The organism is Rhodococcus tukisamuensis NBRC 100609 (assembly GCF_001894985.1).
Taxonomy (GTDB): domain Bacteria; phylum Actinomycetota; class Actinomycetes; order Mycobacteriales; family Mycobacteriaceae; genus Rhodococcus_G; species Rhodococcus_G tukisamuensis.
Window position 1 is genome coordinate 39,588 of the sequence record NZ_BCXG01000030.1, and the last position, 15,981, is coordinate 55,568.

The 15,981-nt window shown below is 70.6% G+C and carries 18 protein-coding genes, 1 pseudogene and 1 riboswitch; of the genes and pseudogenes, 15 read left to right on the forward strand and 4 right to left on the reverse strand.

All coding sequences use genetic code 11. The annotated features are described in order from the left end of the window. Window positions 1-145 precede the first annotated feature (145 nt). From RT2_RS22105 to RT2_RS22130, 6 genes and pseudogenes are all read left to right on the forward strand, one after another. The gene (locus RT2_RS22105) at window positions 146-1,069 is read left to right on the forward strand and encodes a formylglycine-generating enzyme family protein (RefSeq protein WP_083577551.1); all 924 of its coding nucleotides are present in this window, start codon (window positions 146-148) and stop codon (window positions 1,067-1,069) included. Further along, window positions 1,069-1,986: pseudogene (locus RT2_RS22110) on the forward strand (hypothetical protein). The gene RT2_RS22105 and the pseudogene RT2_RS22110 overlap by 1 nt, the downstream one beginning before the upstream one ends. A gap of 84 nt (window positions 1,987-2,070) precedes the next feature. Beyond that, window positions 2,071-2,412 (forward strand): 50S ribosomal protein L19, encoded by a 342-nt coding sequence (gene rplS, locus RT2_RS22115; RefSeq protein WP_072846979.1) that lies wholly within the window; start codon window positions 2,071-2,073, stop codon window positions 2,410-2,412. Between the two features lie 89 nt (window positions 2,413-2,501). After that, a complete protein-coding gene (gene lepB / locus RT2_RS22120) occupies window positions 2,502-3,260 on the forward strand; it encodes a signal peptidase I (protein ID WP_072846963.1) in 759 nt (252 codons plus the stop codon). A 20-nt stretch (window positions 3,261-3,280) separates the two neighbouring features. Next, the gene (locus tag RT2_RS22125) at window positions 3,281-4,027 is read left to right on the forward strand and encodes a ribonuclease HII (RefSeq protein ID WP_083577548.1); all 747 of its coding nucleotides are present in this window, start codon (window positions 3,281-3,283) and stop codon (window positions 4,025-4,027) included. 37 nt (window positions 4,028-4,064) lie between these two features. Next, window positions 4,065-4,388 (forward strand): DUF2469 domain-containing protein, encoded by a 324-nt coding sequence (locus RT2_RS22130; protein WP_072846964.1) that lies wholly within the window; start codon window positions 4,065-4,067, stop codon window positions 4,386-4,388. Window positions 4,389-4,519: 131 nt separating this feature from the next. Here RT2_RS22130 and RT2_RS22135 read toward each other — a convergent pair whose 3' ends face one another. Continuing rightward, on the reverse strand, window positions 4,520-5,035 hold the full coding sequence (locus RT2_RS22135; protein ID WP_072846965.1) for a TIGR04338 family metallohydrolase: 516 nt from the start codon (window positions 5,033-5,035) through the stop codon (window positions 4,520-4,522). Continuing rightward, window positions 5,032-5,805, reverse strand: coding sequence for a DUF2786 domain-containing protein (locus RT2_RS22140; RefSeq protein ID WP_072846980.1), 774 nt, complete (start codon window positions 5,803-5,805; stop codon window positions 5,032-5,034). The genes RT2_RS22135 and RT2_RS22140 overlap by 4 nt, the downstream gene beginning before the upstream one ends. A gap of 105 nt (window positions 5,806-5,910) precedes the next feature. On the opposite strand from RT2_RS22140, the gene RT2_RS22145 reads away from it, so the two are divergent. The 5 genes from RT2_RS22145 to RT2_RS22165 all read left to right on the forward strand — a co-directional run bounded on the left by RT2_RS22145 (window position 5,911) and on the right by RT2_RS22165 (window position 10,280). Next, the gene (locus tag RT2_RS22145; RefSeq protein ID WP_217635627.1) at window positions 5,911-6,336 is read left to right on the forward strand and encodes a PaaI family thioesterase; all 426 of its coding nucleotides are present in this window, start codon (window positions 5,911-5,913) and stop codon (window positions 6,334-6,336) included. Between the two features lie 188 nt (window positions 6,337-6,524). Beyond that, on the forward strand, window positions 6,525-6,881 hold the full coding sequence (locus RT2_RS22150) for a YraN family protein (protein ID WP_072846966.1): 357 nt from the start codon (window positions 6,525-6,527) through the stop codon (window positions 6,879-6,881). Then, window positions 6,881-8,404 (forward strand): YifB family Mg chelatase-like AAA ATPase, encoded by a 1,524-nt coding sequence (locus RT2_RS22155; RefSeq protein ID WP_072846967.1) that lies wholly within the window; start codon window positions 6,881-6,883, stop codon window positions 8,402-8,404. The genes RT2_RS22150 and RT2_RS22155 overlap by 1 nt, the downstream gene beginning before the upstream one ends. Further along, a complete protein-coding gene (gene dprA, locus RT2_RS22160; RefSeq protein WP_072846968.1) occupies window positions 8,401-9,516 on the forward strand; it encodes a DNA-processing protein DprA in 1,116 nt (371 codons plus the stop codon). Before RT2_RS22155 ends, dprA begins: the two co-directional genes overlap by 4 nt. 566 nt (window positions 9,517-10,082) lie before the next feature. Next, window positions 10,083-10,280: a hypothetical protein gene (locus RT2_RS22165; RefSeq protein WP_072846969.1), complete on the forward strand. Its 198-nt coding sequence runs from the start codon at window positions 10,083-10,085 to the stop codon at window positions 10,278-10,280. A gap of 40 nt (window positions 10,281-10,320) precedes the next feature. On the opposite strand, the gene RT2_RS26645 is transcribed toward RT2_RS22165, so the two are convergent. Next, on the reverse strand, window positions 10,321-10,716 hold the full coding sequence (locus RT2_RS26645; RefSeq protein WP_245709521.1) for a hypothetical protein: 396 nt from the start codon (window positions 10,714-10,716) through the stop codon (window positions 10,321-10,323). Continuing rightward, a riboswitch (cobalamin riboswitch) is annotated at window positions 10,674-10,826 on the forward strand. Its footprint overlaps the gene before it by 43 nt. A gap of 26 nt (window positions 10,827-10,852) precedes the next feature. Between RT2_RS26645 and RT2_RS22175 the strand changes: the two genes are divergently transcribed. Then, window positions 10,853-11,623: a (2Fe-2S) ferredoxin domain-containing protein gene (locus RT2_RS22175; protein ID WP_174556742.1), complete on the forward strand. Its 771-nt coding sequence runs from the start codon at window positions 10,853-10,855 to the stop codon at window positions 11,621-11,623. 9 nt (window positions 11,624-11,632) lie between these two features. On the opposite strand, the gene RT2_RS22180 is transcribed toward RT2_RS22175, so the two are convergent. Next, window positions 11,633-12,658: an AraC family transcriptional regulator gene (locus tag RT2_RS22180; RefSeq protein WP_072846971.1), complete on the reverse strand. Its 1,026-nt coding sequence runs from the start codon at window positions 12,656-12,658 to the stop codon at window positions 11,633-11,635. Window positions 12,659-12,793: 135 nt separating this feature from the next. Between RT2_RS22180 and RT2_RS22185 the strand changes: the two genes are divergently transcribed. The 3 genes from RT2_RS22185 to RT2_RS22195 all read left to right on the forward strand — a co-directional run bounded on the left by RT2_RS22185 (window position 12,794) and on the right by RT2_RS22195 (window position 15,913). Then, the gene (locus RT2_RS22185) at window positions 12,794-13,819 is read left to right on the forward strand and encodes a TauD/TfdA family dioxygenase (protein ID WP_072846972.1); all 1,026 of its coding nucleotides are present in this window, start codon (window positions 12,794-12,796) and stop codon (window positions 13,817-13,819) included. A gap of 134 nt (window positions 13,820-13,953) precedes the next feature. Then, window positions 13,954-14,928 carry a quinone oxidoreductase family protein gene (locus tag RT2_RS22190; protein WP_072846973.1) on the forward strand — a complete coding sequence of 325 codons (975 nt, stop codon included), beginning with the start codon at window positions 13,954-13,956 and terminating at the stop codon, window positions 14,926-14,928. Between the two features lie 85 nt (window positions 14,929-15,013). Further along, entirely contained in the window at window positions 15,014-15,913 is a 900-nt protein-coding gene (locus RT2_RS22195) for a TauD/TfdA dioxygenase family protein (RefSeq protein ID WP_072846974.1), read from the forward strand. Window positions 15,914-15,981: the final 68 nt, after the last annotated feature.

Genomic DNA, 15,981 nt, shown 5'->3' on the forward strand with positions numbered 1-15,981 from the left:
CAGGGACCACCCGAAACGGGTGACCGTGGGCGGCTGCGCGGGGTGCCGTCGAGATGACATGCTTCGTCCCATGGCTTCGAACATCAAGTCCGTGAAGGTCGAGTCGCCGAACGCTGGAATGCTCGAGGCCGGCTCACCGAAAAACATGTCATGGGTGCCTGGCGGCTTGTTCTGGATGGGCTCCGAGGACTTCTACCCGGAGGAGCGTCCGGTCCACCAGGTTCAGGTGGACGGGTTCTGGATGGACACCCATCAGGTGACGGTCGCCGAGTTCCGCCGGTTCGTCAAGGACACCGGGCACGTCACGGTCGCCGAGACCGCGCCCGACGCCGCCGACTACCCCGACGCGGACCCGGCGCTGCTGGTGCCGGGGTCGCTCGTGTTCACGCCGCCGCCCGGACCGGTCTCGCTCGACGACTACCACCAGTGGTGGTCCTGGGTGCCGGGCGCCGACTGGCGTCACCCCGAAGGCCCGCAGAGCAATGTCGGTGGGCGCGAACGACATCCGGTGACGCACGTCGCGCACACCGATGCGCTGGCCTACGCGGCCTGGGCGGGCAAGGACCTGCCCACCGAGGCGGAGTGGGAGTTCGCGGCCCGCGGCGGGCTGGACCGGGCCGTGTACTCCTGGGGTGACGAGTACACCCCCGGTGGCCGCCAGCAGGCCAACACCTGGCAGGGCCAGTTCCCGTGGGAGAACCTGGCCGAGGACGGCTTCGTCGGCACCTCGCCGGTCGGCAGCTTCCGGCCCAACGGGTACGGCCTGGTCGACATGGCCGGCAACGTGTGGGAGTGGACGACGGACTTCCACACCGCGGACCACAGCGTCAGCGGCAAGAACGTCGCGCCCGCGAGTTCGTGCTGCATCCCCAGCAACCCGAGGATCGATGCGGCCGCCCCGCGCGACGGGGAGGTGTACCCGCGCCGGGTGATCAAGGGCGGCTCGCACCTGTGCGCCCCGAACTACTGCCTGCGCTACCGGCCCGCGGCCCGCCAGGGCGAGACCGAGGAGACCTCGACCTGCCACGTGGGCTTCCGGTGCGTGGTGCGGGGGCAGGGACCGGGCTGATGCACCGCTGGCTGCAGGACGAGATCATCGCGCACGGCCGGTTGCCGCTGCTGTTCTTCCTGCTGGGCTTCATCGGCGGCTTCGTGTTCATCCGGTTGAGCGTGCGGATGATCCGCGCGAAGGTGCGGTGGTGGCCCGGGAACGTCACGCCCGGCGGCCAGCACGTGCACCACATGGTGTTCGGGGTGATCGCGATGCTGGTCTCGGGGGTCGCGCTGATCGCCGTGTACGAGGACGGCACCCAGACCACCGGTGCCGCGTTGGCGGCCTGCTTCGGGATCGGGGCGGCGCTGGTCCTCGACGAGTTCGCCCTGATCTTCTACCTGAAGGACGTGTACTGGGAGGAGCAGGGGCGGGCCTCGGTGGACGCGGTGTTCGTGGCACTCGCGGTGACGGGACTGCTGCTCGTCGGCGCCCGGCCCGACGCGATCGTCAACGTCTCGGACTTCCGCGACAACCCCGAGGCCTGGGTGCGGGTGGTGCTCGCGGTGGGCGTCCTGATCAGTCTCGCGGTCGCCGCCGTGGTGATCGCGAAGGGCAAGATCTGGACCGGTCTGTTCGGGATGTTCTTCTTCCCGATGCTGCTGGTCGGGTCGATCCGGCTGAGCCGGCCCGGTGCACCCTGGGCGCGGTGGCGGTACGCGGACAAGCCGAAGAAGATGCGGCGCGCACTCGAACGGGAGAAGCGGTACCGCCGGCCGATGATCCGGGCCAAGATCTACGTGCAGGACCTGATCGCCGGCAAGCCGAGCGTCGCGCACGCGGTGGCCGCCACCGAGGTGGAACTCGAACGCACCGTGCATGCGGCGCCGCCGCCCCCGCCGCGCGAGCACGCCGTCCGCTGACGCCCGGTTTCGTCCGCGACGTGCACGTCTGGCACAATTGACGGGTTGCCTGTCACAGGCACACCGACCTAATCGGAGTACGAACCAGCCGAGGACCGTTCACGCGGTGCCGCTCGGTTCCTCTACTCACGCGAAAACGCAAGGATGGATCAATCGATGAACACTCTGGACTTCCTGGACGCCAAGTCCCTCCGCGAGGACATTCCCGCGTTCCGTCCCGGTGACACCCTGAACGTGCACGTCAAGGTCATCGAAGGCTCGAAGGAGCGCGTGCAGGTCTTCAAGGGCGTCGTGATCCGTCGCCAGGGCGGCGGCGTCCGCGAGACCTTCACCGTCCGCAAGGTTTCCTTCGGCGTCGGCGTCGAGCGCACCTTCCCGGTGCACAGCCCCAACATCGCCGAGATCGAGGTGCTGACCCGCGGTGACGTGCGTCGCGCCAAGCTGTACTACCTGCGCGACCTCCGTGGCAAGGCCGCGAAGATCAAGGAAAAGCGCTGAGCTTTCAGCTCCATTCAGAGTTAGCCCGGTCCGGGTTTCCCGGGCCGGGCTAACCTGTTCCAGTGGTAGATACCCCGCACGAATCGACAGTGCCCTCAGCCGGCGCAGACGGCCCCGACGCGACGTCGGAGAAGCCGCAGAAGAAGCCCCGCTCGTTCTTGCGGGAGCTGCCCATTCTCATCCTCGTCGCCCTGTTGATGAGCTTCCTCTTGCAGACCTTCGTCGGTCGCGTGTACCTGATTCCGTCGGAGTCGATGGAACCCACCCTGCACGGCTGCGCCGGATGTACCGGAGACCGGATCTTCGTCGAGAAGATCGGCTACCGATTCGGCGACCCGAGTCCCGGTGACGTGGTGGTGTTCAAGGGTCCGGAGTCCTGGAACGGCGGCTGGACGTCCACCCGCTCCGACAACGCGGTGATCCGCGGGATCCAGGAAGTGGGTTCGATGGTCGGCCTGGTGCCGCCGGACGAAAACGACCTGGTCAAGCGCGTGATCGCCACCGGCGGCCAGACGGTCGAGTGCTGTGACGAACAGGGCCGGATCCTCGTCGACGGCAAGCCGTTGGACGAGAACTACGTGGTCACCGACTTCCCCTTCACCCCGGGCGTCCAGACCTGCGACACCCCGCTCAAGTCGGGTCGCTGCTTCGGGCCGTACACGGTGCCCGAGGGCAACCTGTGGGTGATGGGCGACAACCGCAGCAATTCCGCGGACTCGCGCTACCACGTCGGCGACGAGTACAACGGCACCGTGCCGGTGGACAATGTCATCGGCAAGGCCGTCGCGATCGTCCTGCCGCCGTCGCGGTGGGGGCTGATCGATTCGCCCGACATCCAGAGCAACTGAGAAACCGAGTACCTGAGCACGTGAGCAGTTGGCCACCACGGACCGTCATTCGCAGAGCCGCCGGCCTGCGGACGATGGAGTCCGCTCTCATCCGCACCGGGCTCGGACCGGTCGCGGGCGTCGACGAGGCGGGCCGGGGCGCGTGCGCCGGTCCGTTGGTGGTGGCGGCGTGCGTGCTGGGACCGAAGCCGCACGCGGCGCTCGCCGGGCTCGACGACTCGAAGCGACTGACCGAACGGGTACGGGAGGAGCTCTTCCCGGTGATCCAGCGGCTCGCCCGGGCCTGGTGCATCGTGGAGATCCCGGCGTGGGAGGTCGACCGGCTGGGGGTGCACGTCGCCAACATCGAGGGCATGCGCCGCGCGGTGGCCGGGCTGTCGCCGGCGCCGGGATACGTTCTGACGGACGGGTTCCGGGTGCCGGGGCTGCCCGCGCCGTCGCTTCCGGTGATCGGCGGTGACGCCGCCGCGGCCTGCATCGCCGCCGCCAGCGTGCTCGCCAAGGTCTCGCGGGACCGGACCATGGTCGCGCTGGACGAGACGATCCCGGGCTACGGTTTTGCCGGGCACAAGGGCTACAGCACGGCCGCGCACACCGCGGCGATGGCCGCACTCGGGCCCAGTCACGAGCACCGGATGTCGTACGCGAACGTCGCCGCGGCCCGGTCGGCCCGGCCCGCAGCCGAGGTCGCAGCCGAGGTCGCGGGCGGAAGTGTGGGCGGGCGAACAGCAGGCGAAATGTACACCGCGGCCGTCGGTGCGCGATGATGGTGATTCACCCCAGAGCAGGAGGACGTCGAAGCCGATGAGTGCCGAAGATCTCGAGAAGTACGAAACGGAGATGGAGCTGTCGCTCTACCGTGAGTACAAGGACATCGTCGGCCAGTTCGCCTACGTCGTCGAGACCGAACGCCGGTTCTACCTGGCGAACTCGGTGGAGCTGATCCCGCACAACGCGGACGGGGAGATCTACTTCGAGGTGCGGATGGCCGACGCCTGGGTGTGGGACATGTACCGCCCGGCCAGGTTCGTCAAGCACGTGCGGGTGATCACGTTCAAGGACGTGAACGTCGAGGAGCTGGAGAAGTCCGACCTGCGGCTGCCCGAGAACGGCCCGTTCGGCGACTAGCGCCCGTGCGCGAGCGCGGCTCGGATCGGCCGCGTTCACACACCTGCTGTCCCCATCACACCCCCGTTGAGCGTTCAACGGGGGTGTGATGGCGACAAGGGGTATGTGCGCGAGACCGGTGAGCGTCGACCTCAGGCGACGGTGACGCCGTTCTCGAGCAGGGTGGTCCGCAGCACGAACGCGGCCTCGCCGCCGAGGATCCCGTCGACCAGGTCGAGGTAGCGGCCCACGAACTCGGGCCCGTGCGGCGCCAGCTCGGTGTCGTCCGGTTCGAGGTGGTGCGCCAACTCGTGCAGCACCACCAGCTCCCGCAGCGCCCAGGAGCTGCCGCGGCGGTGCAGCGGTACGGCCACGGTGGCGGTCGCCGGCTCGTAGTGCGCGGCCGTCGCGCCGGCCCGCGCGCGGACGGTGACCGGTTCGGCAGCCCGGGGCCAGTCGGCGCGCACCCAGTTCAGGGCCCGCACCCGGTCGAGGTAGTCCTGCACCGACTCCACGGACGCGAACTTCCGCTCCACCGGCAGCGTGATCCGCGAGCCGAACAGCTCGAGTTCACGGCCGGTGCCGGCGTCCGCGCGGTCGAAGATGCGGCGCACCACCGTCTCCGCCTCGTACACGCGGGAGCGCTGGCCGTCCCGGGGAGCGCTCACCGCGCGGGGCCGGAGAGCTGCCGGCGCGCAGACGGCAGCTCGGGCGCCTGGCCGAGACGAGCCACCCGGCCGGCCCGGTCGCCGGCGTGGCGGGCCTTCGAGGAGTGCCCCGCGGTGGCCCGGGCGCCGCGCCAGGAGCCGCGGGCCGAGGACGTCTGGGCATAGAAGTCGGCCAGCTCGACCTGCTTGTCCCGCAGCACCAGCGCGGTCCCGGTCGGTTGGCCGCCCTCGCCCGGGGGTGTGTCGCGTACCGCGTCGGCCTCGGCGGCCGCCTTGGCGGTGGCCAGCCGCTCGCCGATTCGGGCGGCGAACGCCAGCTGGAAGTTCAGCCGGGCGGTGACGCCGGCGACCGGCCGGTGCGCGCCCGAGGCGAGGAAGGCGTCGGAGGCCCGCACCATCTGCACCAGCAGCCCGGCGTACAGCGCCTCGCAGGCGTCGATGTCGGTACCGAAGCCGTACGCGAACACCTGGGTGGAGTTGTGCGCGACGTCGCACTGCACGTCGTTGGCCGCGGCGATGCTGACGAACAGGTGCACGTAGGTGCGCAGCCCCTTCCTGCCGGTCTCGCCGATCCGGATGGCGCGCTGGACGGGGGAGACGCGCTGCTCCCGGCGTGAGGTGTGCGCCCGCGCGACCGCGAGGTCGATCGAGGTGACCGTCGCAAGGCGCTGGGCGGCCTCCATGAACGCCTGGGCCTCGTGCGGGTTCGTGGTGGACTCGGCCTGGCGCAGCAGCCCGCCGATCCGGGCCAACATCTTCTCGGAACTCACGCCGACGAGGGTAGACGCCGTGACCGACACCGGCGGCGGTGTGCCTGTCGTTGCGGCGCCGACGAGGGCACAATTCACGCTGCCGGTACATCGAGCAGAGGAGACATGGTGGACGACGCCGACATGCACATCGGTCTCGAGGCGGCGCGCGCTCACCTCGCGTCGCAGCCCTTCAGCGTCCTGCTGGGTGCCCGCCTCGTCTCGTTCGATGCGGACGGTGCACGCATCGAGCTGGACACGAGGCCGGAGCTGTTGCAGCAGAACGGGTTTCTGCACGGCGGCGTCCTCGCCTACGCGGCCGACAATGCGCTGACCTACGCGGGCGGGACGGTGCTGGGCCCGGCGGTGCTCACCGGTGGGATGACCATCGAGTACATGCGGCCCGCGGACGGGCCGACGCTGCGCGCGACGGCGTGGGTGGTGCACGCCGGCAGCCGCCGCGCGGTCTGCGCGTGCGAACTGGAGACGGTCGCCGAGGACGGCAGCAGCAGGCTGTGCGCGGTCGCGCAGGGGACCGTCTTCCCGGTGTGACGGCGGCCGGGCCGGGAGAATCGGCAAACGCGTCGCCGCGGGCCGCCCGCTGATCCCGCGGGGCCGCGATCGGCCGAGGTCAGAGCCCCGCACCGCGGTTGTCCACAGCCGCCAGATCTGTCCACAGGGTGGACGTTTCCGGTGGTGACCCGGGACCGCCTACCGGGTCGGCGGGGCATCGTCGGGCCATGGCACGAAACCTGGAATTGGGCGCACAGGGCGAGGACCTGGCCGCCGGTCACCTCGCCGCCGGCGGCATGACGATCCTCGAACGGAACTGGCGGTGCCGCTACGGCGAGCTGGACGTGATCGCCACGGACGGCGACACGGTGGTCTTCGTCGAGGTGAAGACGAGGTCCGGCCGCGGCTACGGCACCCCGGCGGAGGCGGTGACCTTCGCGAAGCAGTCGCGGATACGGCGGCTGGCCGGACTGTGGCTGAGGGAGCAGCCGCGGGGCTGGACGCGGGTGCGCTTCGACGTGGTCTCGGTGCTGGTCGAGCCCGGCCACGAGCCGACGCTCGAACACCTCCGGGCGGTGTTCTGATGACGCTGGGGCGCGCGCACTCGGTGGCGGTGCGCGGGGTGGAGGGGCAGCTGGTGGAGATCGAGGCGGACATCGGCCGGGGCCTGCCCGGGGTCCACCTGGTGGGCCTGCCGGACACCGCGCTGCAGGAGTCACGGGACCGGGTGCGCGCCGCGGTCGCCAACTCCGGTGAGAAGTGGCCGGATTCGCGGGTGATTCTGGCGCTCTCGCCCGCCACCCTGCCGAAGGGCGGCAGCATGTACGACCTCGCGCTGGCCTGCGCGGTGCTGGTCGCGGACGGCCGGGTGCCGGCGGCGGACCTCGACCGCAGCGTGCTGCTCGGGGAGCTCGCCCTGGACGGGAGACTGCGGGCGGTGCGAGGGGTGCTGCCCGCGGTCCTCGCCGCCAAGCAGGCCGGCTGGCCGTCGGTGGTGGTGCCGTACCCGGCGCTGGCGGAGGCGGGCCTGGTCGACGGCATCGAGGTGCTGGGGGCGCGCGACCTCGGCGAGGTGATCTGCTGGCTGCGCGGGGAGCTGAAGCTGACCGCGCCGACACCGATGCAGGCGGACCCGGAGCCGGTGACGGCGGACCTCAGCGATGTCGCGGGCCAGGGGGAGGCCCGCCTCGCGTTGGAGATCGCCGCAGCCGGCGCCCATCACCTGATGCTGACCGGCCCGCCCGGGATCGGCAAGACCATGCTGGCGCAACGGCTCCCGGGTGTGTTGCCGGCCCTGAGCGACGGGGAGGCGCTGGAGGTGACGGCGATCCACTCGGTGGCCGGCCTGCTCACCACCGAACGGCCGTTGATCACCGAGCCGCCGTTCGTGGCCCCGCACCACACCTGCTCGGTCAGCGCGTTGGTCGGCGGCGGCTCCGGGATGGCCCGGCCCGGCGCGGTGAGCCGGGCGCACCGCGGCGTGCTGTTCCTCGACGAGTGTGCCGAACTGGGCGTCAAGGCGCTCGAGGCGCTGCGCACCCCGCTCGAAGACGGCGAGGTGCGGATCGCCCGCCGCGACGGTGTGGCACGCTACCCGGCGCGGTTCCAGCTGGTCCTCGCCGCGAACCCGTGCCCCTGCGCACCGCCGCGGGAGGTGGACTGCATCTGCACCCCGACCGTCCGCCGGCGCTACCTCGGCAAGCTGTCGGGGCCGCTGTTGGACCGGGTGGACCTGCGGGTGCGGATGCGCGAGCTGTCCGTCGGGGCGCTAAACGGCGACGCCGCGGAGTCCACCGCGTCGGTGCGCGAGCGGGTGTCGACCGCACGCGCCGCCGCCGTCGCGCGCTGGCAGGAGTTCGGGTGGCGCACCAATGCCGAGGTGCCCGGTCCCGCCCTGCGGCAACGCTTTCGGCTGTCCCGGCGGGCCCTCGTGCCACTGGAAAGGGGGCTGCGGGAGGGCCAGATCACCGCCCGCGGCGCGGACCGCGCGCTGCGGGTGGCGTGGACGCTGTCCGACCTGGAGGGACTGTCGGTGCCGGGCGAGGACGAGGTTGGCCTGGCGCTGGGCTTCCGGGAGCTGGGCTTCAGGGATCGGAGCGGCGCGTGAACACCAGGGCGGCGGCCTGGGCGTACCTGTCCCGGGTGGCGCAGGGGCCGTGCGCGCCGCTGGTGGAGCTGGTGCGGGCGGTCGGGCCCGAGGAGGCCGCGCGGGCCGTGCGTGGGGCGGAGCTGCCGGAGGTGTTGCGCGCGCGGACGCAGGCGCGCCGGCACCTGGACACGGCCGAGCGGGACCTCGCGCTGGTCGAGCGGCTCGGCGGTCGGCTCTTGACCCCCGACGACGAGGACTGGCCGGAGTGGAAGCTGCTCGCCTTCGACGGGGTCGAGCCCCGGGCGGACCGGGAGTCGGCGCCGCCGCTGGCGCTGTGGGTGCTCGGCTGCGGTTTGGTGGCGGAGCTGACCGAACGCGCGGTCGCGGTGGTGGGGACCCGGGCGGCCAGCGGCTACGGCGAGCACGCGACGAGTCAGTTCGTCGACGACCTGGCGGGGGAGTGCTGGACCGTGGTCTCCGGGGCGGCCTACGGCATCGACGGCGCCGCGCACCGGGCGGCGCTGGCGGCGGGCACGCCGACCGTGGCGGTGCTGGCCTGCGGGGTGGACCGGGCGTACCCCGCGGGCCACGGGCGACTGCTGCGGGAGATCGCGAAGGAGGGCCTGGTGGTCAGCGAGTACGCGCCCGGGACGCCGCCGGCCCGGCACCGGTTCCTGGCGCGGAACCGGCTGGTCGCAGCGCTGGCGGACGCGGTCCTGGTGGTCGAGGCCGGCGCCCGCAGCGGGGCCCGCAACACCGCAGCCTGGGCCGCGCGGCTGGGCCGGCCGGTGCTGGCGGTGCCGGGGCCGGTGACCTCCGCGGCGTCGGTGGGCTGTCACCGGATGATCCGGGACGGCGAGGCGCGGCTGGCGGCGCGGGCGGCGGACGTCACCGAGGCGGCGGGGCCGGTCGGGGTGGGGGAGCCGGAGTCCGGTCCGGCGCGCCGGCTGGACGGGCTGTCGAGCCGCGCGGCGCAGGTGTACGAGGCGTTCCCGGCGTCGGGTTCGGTTGGGGTGCGGGAACTCTCGGAGGGGTCGGGGTTGCCGCTGAACTCGGTGCGGGGCGCGTTGCCGGTGCTGGAGATGAGCGGGTTGGTCGACTCGGACGAGACGGGTTGGTTCCGGCGGTGAGGCGAAACGGTCGCGGGGACGGTCGGATTCGGTCAGGGCGTGGTCGAGGCTTCTCAGTGAGGACCGATGCCCACACCGAGTTGGGTAGAAGCCTTGGGGCAGGCCAAATCAACCGAAGTGGGGGCAGTCCCACTCGGTATCGCGGGCTTGTCGATTGGCTCGGATCGTCTGATATACAGCGACGCCAGCAGTGAAGGTCGTAGCGGCACCAGCCGCCCACGTGCCGGCCGCATTCACTGATCTACCGAGTATCGGGTGCCGGTTGCGAAGCGGAAGACTGCGCTGCCGACGATGCCAGCGACGAAGGCAATGAGGGCGATGCCTGCGAAACGGAGCGCGCGGCGTAGCCACCTGGGGATGGTCACGGAAATAGGCCCTGATCAGGGAATCTGGTGAAAAATCAGGTTCTGAAAACCGCACGTGATGGGGCGTCCGCATTACCGCCCGGTCAGGAACGGGGGTAGGGGTAATCCCCTTGGGGTGCCGTTACCTACTCTGACCTGCGGAGACACAGGCTCTGGCCTCGGCGGCTTCGTGTTGTCGGGTCCCGGACTTACGATGTGCCGATGCAGACTGAAGACACTGGGACGGGACCGGTCGCCGACGGCCTCGATGCGTTCTTTGCGGCATCCGCCGCTGACCAGGACATACTCGAGGATCTACCTGTCCCGTGCGCTCTGCCACGCTCGGAGTTTCTGAAGATGCAGCCTGAGCCTGTCGTAGTCGAGGAGTTGCCGGACTCGGGCGAGGAGCGCCCGGAGTAGTACCGGGCATGTACTGAGCAGCCTGTAGAGCCGCCCTAGCTCACGCCAGCTCGGACAGATCACCCGTCGTGACGGGGGCTCCGTTGCAGAGTCGGTCGAACGCCGAGGTGGCGAACTCGCCCACCTTGAACGCCTTATCGAGCGCGTGGAACAGCACGCTGCAGGCCCCCTCTGCCGAGGGGGTGCCGTCGTCCAACGGAAACAGGACGTCGGCGCAGGTGTACGAGGCGTTCCCGGCGTCGGGTTCGGTTGGGGTGCGGGAACTCTCGGAGGGGTCGGGGTTGCCGCTGAACTCGGTGCGGGGCGCGTTGCCGGTGTTGGAGATGAGCGGGTTGATCGACTCGGACGAGACAGGTTGGTTCCGGCGGTGAGGCGAAACGGTCGCGGGGACGGTCGGATTCGTGCGGGTGCGGGTGCGATAGCCTGCAGCGGTCATGATCGTCGAGGTCATGGGAAGCCGGTGCGAATCCGGCGCGGTCCCGCCACTGTGAATGCCTCCCCGCGGGAGGCACGTAGCCAGATACCACCCTCGTCGACGCTCGATCACGCCACGAGGATGGACCGATCACACGATGAATGTTGTAGGCGGAGCCCTGTCCGCGCCACGAGAAGAGCACTCCGGCCGCCGAGGCAGGCGGACCGTCCTGGTGCTGCGGCCGACGGTCAGCGGGGTCGACGAGAAGTCCGCGGAGCGGCTGCTGCGCGAGGTGCGCGGCCACCGGGACGGCGACGTCACGCTGGCCTACCTGGACGCCGCCACCCCGACGTTGCACGACGCCCTCGACGCGGCCGTCGCAGACGGACTGGGCGCGGTGCTGCTGATGCCGGTGGCGGTCCCGCGCGACCGCTACCTGATCACCTGGACGCAGAAGGCCGTCGCGAACTGGCGCGAGACGCGCGCCGGCGCCGACCTCCTGGTCACCCTCGACGTGGACCTCGATGCCGAGTCGGCCGTCGCCGCGGCGGTGGCGTCGGCCTGCGACGGCACGGGGTCGGCGGTCACGGCGAGCCCCGCTTCGTACCGGAGCCCGGCCTGGTCGGTGATCGAGCCGCACCGCGACCACGTGCTGGTGTGCAGGGGGCCTCGGTGCATGGCCTTCGGGGCGGGGCCGGTGTACCGCGCGCTGACCGCGGCCGCGAAGGCGGCGCCGCAGCACGCACCGATGGTGACCGCGTCGGGCTGCCTGAGCCCGTGCAACCTGGGGCCGCTGGCGGTGGTCTACCCCCGCGGAGAGTGGTTCGCCGGGCTCGACCCGGACGACGCGAAGGCCCTGGTGGCGGACCTGGTGGACGGGACGGACGAACTCACGGACAAGCGGGTTCGCGGGGGTTTCGACGACTGACGGCGGCGCTCACCGAGTGCCGGATCCCTCGCGGAAGCCGATCTGGACGGCGCGCCACTCGCTGGGTGTCTGATCGAACTGGCTTCGAAACCACCTCGTGAAGCTGCCGGGGGTGGAGAACCCCAGCAGCAGAGCGACCTCGGTCAGCGAGTACCGCGGGTTCGTCACGAACCGTTCGGCGAACGAGATGCGCACCGAGTTGAGCACCGAGGTGAACGTCTCGCCGGAGGCCGCGAGCTGCCGGTGCACGGTCCGCCGGTCCACCCCGAGGCTCCGGGCGACCTGCTCGACGGAGCAGCGGCCGGTGGGCAACAGGACCTCGATCAGCTCGCGGGTCCGGTCCAGCGCCGTCGTCTCCGTGGAGGCGGGGAGCGCGTCGAGAAGTTGCCGGGCGTAGGGCCGCAGCAGCTCGTCGGACAGCTGGTTCGGGGCATTGAGATCGTTGGCGTAGAACACGATGCCCGTGGTCTCGTACTCGAATTCCACTGTGTTGCCGAATATTCGGCGATACGTGCTGGTGTCTGCCGGCGCGGGATGCGTGAAACCGACCGTGACGGGCTGCCAGCGGGAGCCGAGGAAGCCGCGAAGGATCTGATGGGTCGCGCCGACGGCGAGCTCGATCGACTGACGGGAGTCGACGGTCTCGCCGAGGTCCAGGCCGATCCGTAGCGTGGCCAGTCCGCTGGCCTCGGTCAACCGGATTCGCAGGGCCTCGTTGTAGGTGTGCTCGTAGCGGATCAGCACCTCCAACGCGCTCCGGACGTCGGGCTCCTCCCGGATCACCAGGCTGAGGGGGCCGAGGTTGGACAGCCGTCGAAGCTCCGCCAGCCGCAGCCCGAAGTCGTCGCGTCCGGAGGCCGCCGCCGAGTTCGCGAGCAGTCGGACGATGGCGGCGGCGGAGGCCCACTGGTCCTGGACCGACAGGCCCGCGGGGTTCAGGCCGACCTCGCGCATCAGGGCGGCGGCGTCGACACCGACCGACTGGCAGAGCTCGATGTAGCGGTTGAGTGACGCGTATCTGGCGAGGGGTTTCAAGACCTTGGCTCCGTTCAACCGGGTGATGTCCCGAAATGACGTGTTGCATGTCCCGCTAAGTGAAGCATGTGATGGGCGCCGCACCTAATGTCTGTTGCATCACATCGAAACCATGAGGAAGGGCGGTGCCGGACAATGACGATCTCGACGAGCGTGCTGCAGGCCTCCGGCGCGGCACCGACGGCGTGGCAGCCCCGCGACCTCGCGGCCGACGACTCGTGGCGTTACGCGATCTCCCCGGCCCACCTCGCCGAGTTGGACACGGCGCTCGCCTCCGTGCGCAACCAGAGCACCCCGCTGCTGCAGGTCACCCGCGAGCTCTTCCCGCTGCCGACTCTCGGCGAGATGCTCGAGCGCGTCGCCGCGGACCTGGAGAGCGGATACGGGCTCGCGGTGGTGCAGGGACTGCCGGTGGCCCACCACGGCCGCGCCGACCTCCGGACCGTCTTCTGGGGGATCGGGCAGCACCTCGGAATCCCGGTCTCGCAGAACTCCTCGGGCCAGAAGCTGACCAGCGGTGCGACGACGGATGCCTTCGCCTCGGGTGGCTCGGACGTCCAGGCGGTGCTCTGCCTGGCAACCCGCCACCGCGTCTCCGTGGTCAGCTCGGGTGCGGTCTACCGCGAGGTCTCGAGTCGCCGCCCCGACCTGGCCGACCGCATGTTCGGCCCCTGGTACTTCGATCGCCGGGGCGAGGAACTGCCCGGCGGGGCGCCGTACTACTCGACGCCGATGGCGTGCTGGTCGGACGACAAGCTCAGTGTCCGGTACGCCCGCGGCGACATCGCGGCCGCGCAACGCCACCCGGATGTGCCGCGGCTGGGACACGCCGAGGAGGAGCTGCTCGACCTGGTCGACGACCTCACGAGCTCCGACGCCTTCCGGTTCGACATCGACCTCGAGCCGGGCGACCTGCTCCTCGTGAACAACTACACGACCCTGCACTCGACCGCGGACACCGGCGTGACGGATCCCGATCGGCACCCGCTGACCCTCTGGTTGAGCCTGCGCCAGGGGCGACCGCTGCCGCCGAACTTCCTGGTCGCCGGCGACGATCACGCCGCCGGCGCGGGTCGGGGCGGCATCCCGCCACGCGACGTGATCGTGCCGTCGGGCCCCGTACCCGCGCGGCCCCGCGACCGGCGCCTCTGCGACCACTGACCGAAGGCAACTCGACCTTGGATCGCCCGGCTGCACCCGGGACGGTCCACCCGACCACCGACCAGGCTGCCCACCGCGGCCGACCTCAACTGCCGAACTCCGAACGAGTCGAGCATCCAAAGATTGGAGAACCCGTGGCGCACGCCATTCGCTTCTACGAGACCGGTGCCCCCGAAGTCATGAAGTGGGAGACCGTCGAGGTCGGCGAGCCCGGAGCGGGCGAGGTCCGCGTCCGACACGAGGCGGTCGGACTCAACTTCGCCGACACCTACTTCCGCAGCGGCCTGTACCCCGCCGCGCTGCCCGCCGGGATGGGCGTCGAGGCCGCCGGTGTGATCCAGGCGGTCGGCGCCGGTGTGGAGGGCTTCAAGGAGGGTGACCGGGTCACCTACACGGGCAGTCCGCTCGGCGCGTACAGCACCGAGCGGGTGATGCCGGCGGATTCGCTGATCGCGCTCCCCGAGGGGATCGAGTTCGAGACCGCGGCCGCCATGACCATGCGTGGGCTGACCGCGTCCTACCTGCTGCGTCGCATCCACCCGCTGAAGGCCGGCGACACCGTGCTGCTGCACGCCGCCGCCGGTGGTGTCGGCCTGATCTTCACGCAGTGGGCAAAGCTGCTCGGGATCACCGTGATCGGCACCGTGTCGAGCGACGCCAAGGCCGAGGTCGCCCGTGCACACGGCTGCGACCACGTCATCGTCTACACCCGTGAAGACGTGGTGGCCCGGGTCCGGGAGATCACCGACGGCAAGGGTGTGCCGGTCGTGTTCGACAGCATCGGCCAGTCGACCTTCGAGATCTCGCTCGACTCGTTGGCGCGGCGCGGCCTGCTGGTCTGCTTCGGCACCGCCTCCGGTCCGACCCCGCCGATCAACGCACAGATGCTTGCCGTCAAGGGTTCGCTCTACGTGACCCGGCCGGCGCTGGCCGACTACATCGCCGACCCGGCCGAGCGCGCCGAGCTGGCGGGCGAGCTCTTCTCCCACGTCGAGGCGGGCCGCATCAAGATCGGCATCAACCAGCGCTATGCGCTCGAGGACGCGGTCCAGGCGCACCACGACCTGGAGTCCGGCCGCAGCATCGGTTCGTCCGTCTTCACCGTCTGAGGACCAAAGCCTTCCCCCACATCCCCTCTCTGCCGGGGCCGACGCCGACGCGGCCACAGCAGTAGCGACCCCCAGAGGAATCGTCATGACCACCACCATCGCATCGCCGGAAACGGCGCCCGCCCCCGCTTCGTCGATCAAGGTCGAGCGACTGACCTGCTCGATCGGTGCGGAGCTGTCCGGAGTGAACCTCGGTGACGTCTCCCGGGACGAGGCACTGTTCGCCGAGCTGCGGGCGCTGCTGCTCGAGCACAAGGTGCTGTTCTTCCGGGACCAGGACATGAGCCGTGACGAACACGTCGCGCTGGCCGAGCGATTCGGTGCCCTCGAGAACCACCCGGCGCTGGGCAGCGACCCGGACCACCCGGGCCTGGTCCGGATCTACAAGGACCTCGACAGCGCACCCGAGCACTACGAGAACGCCTACCACTGCGACGCGACGTGGCGGGAGAACCCGCCGATGGGTTGCGTGCTGCGGTGCATCGAGGGACCCGAGGTCGGCGGCGACACCATCTGGGTGAACATGGCGCTCGCCTACGAGAAGCTGCCCGAGCGCGTCAAGGAGCAGATCGCGAACCTGCGTGCCAAGCACAGCATCGAGGCGAGCTTCGGTGCGGCGCTGTCCGAGGAGAAGCGGCACGCGCTCAAGGAGCGGTTCCCCGACGCCGAGCACCCCGTCGTGCGGACTCACCCCGAGACTGGCGAGAAGATCCTCTTCGTCAACTCCTTCGCCACCCACCTGGTGAACTACCACACCCCCGAGAACGTCCGTTACGGGATCGACTACGCCCCGGGTGCGAGCCATCTCCTGAACTATCTGGCGAGCCAGGCCGCGATCCCGGAGTACCAGGTCCGGTGGCGGTGGACGAAGAACAGCGTTGCGATCTGGGACAACCGCTCCACCCAGCACTACGCCGTCCAGGACTACTGGCCCGCGGTCCGAAAGATGGAGCGGGCCGGGATCGTCGGCGACAAGCCGTTCTGACCTGTCACATCTGACCACCCCTCACCCTCATACGAATGGAGTAGTTCCATGAACTTTCACGACGACGC

Coding starts and splice junctions, on each gene's coding strand:
- RT2_RS22130 (WP_072846964.1), top strand. CDS start 4,065: ATGAGTGCCGAAGATCTCGAGAAGTACGAAACGGAGATGGAGCTGTCG.
- RT2_RS22105 (WP_083577551.1), top strand. CDS start 146: ATGTCATGGGTGCCTGGCGGCTTGTTCTGGATGGGCTCCGAGGACTTC.
- RT2_RS22155 (WP_072846967.1), top strand. CDS start 6,881: ATGACGCTGGGGCGCGCGCACTCGGTGGCGGTGCGCGGGGTGGAGGGG.
- RT2_RS22195 (WP_072846974.1), top strand. CDS start 15,014: ATGACCACCACCATCGCATCGCCGGAAACGGCGCCCGCCCCCGCTTCG.
- RT2_RS22175 (WP_174556742.1), top strand. CDS start 10,853: ATGAATGTTGTAGGCGGAGCCCTGTCCGCGCCACGAGAAGAGCACTCC.
- RT2_RS22150 (WP_072846966.1), top strand. CDS start 6,525: ATGGCACGAAACCTGGAATTGGGCGCACAGGGCGAGGACCTGGCCGCC.
- rplS (WP_072846979.1), top strand. CDS start 2,071: ATGAACACTCTGGACTTCCTGGACGCCAAGTCCCTCCGCGAGGACATT.
- RT2_RS22165 (WP_072846969.1), top strand. CDS start 10,083: ATGCAGACTGAAGACACTGGGACGGGACCGGTCGCCGACGGCCTCGAT.
- RT2_RS22185 (WP_072846972.1), top strand. CDS start 12,794: ATGACGATCTCGACGAGCGTGCTGCAGGCCTCCGGCGCGGCACCGACG.
- RT2_RS22145 (WP_217635627.1), top strand. CDS start 5,911: ATGGTGGACGACGCCGACATGCACATCGGTCTCGAGGCGGCGCGCGCT.
- RT2_RS26645 (WP_245709521.1), bottom strand. CDS start 10,716: ATGACCGCTGCAGGCTATCGCACCCGCACCCGCACGAATCCGACCGTC.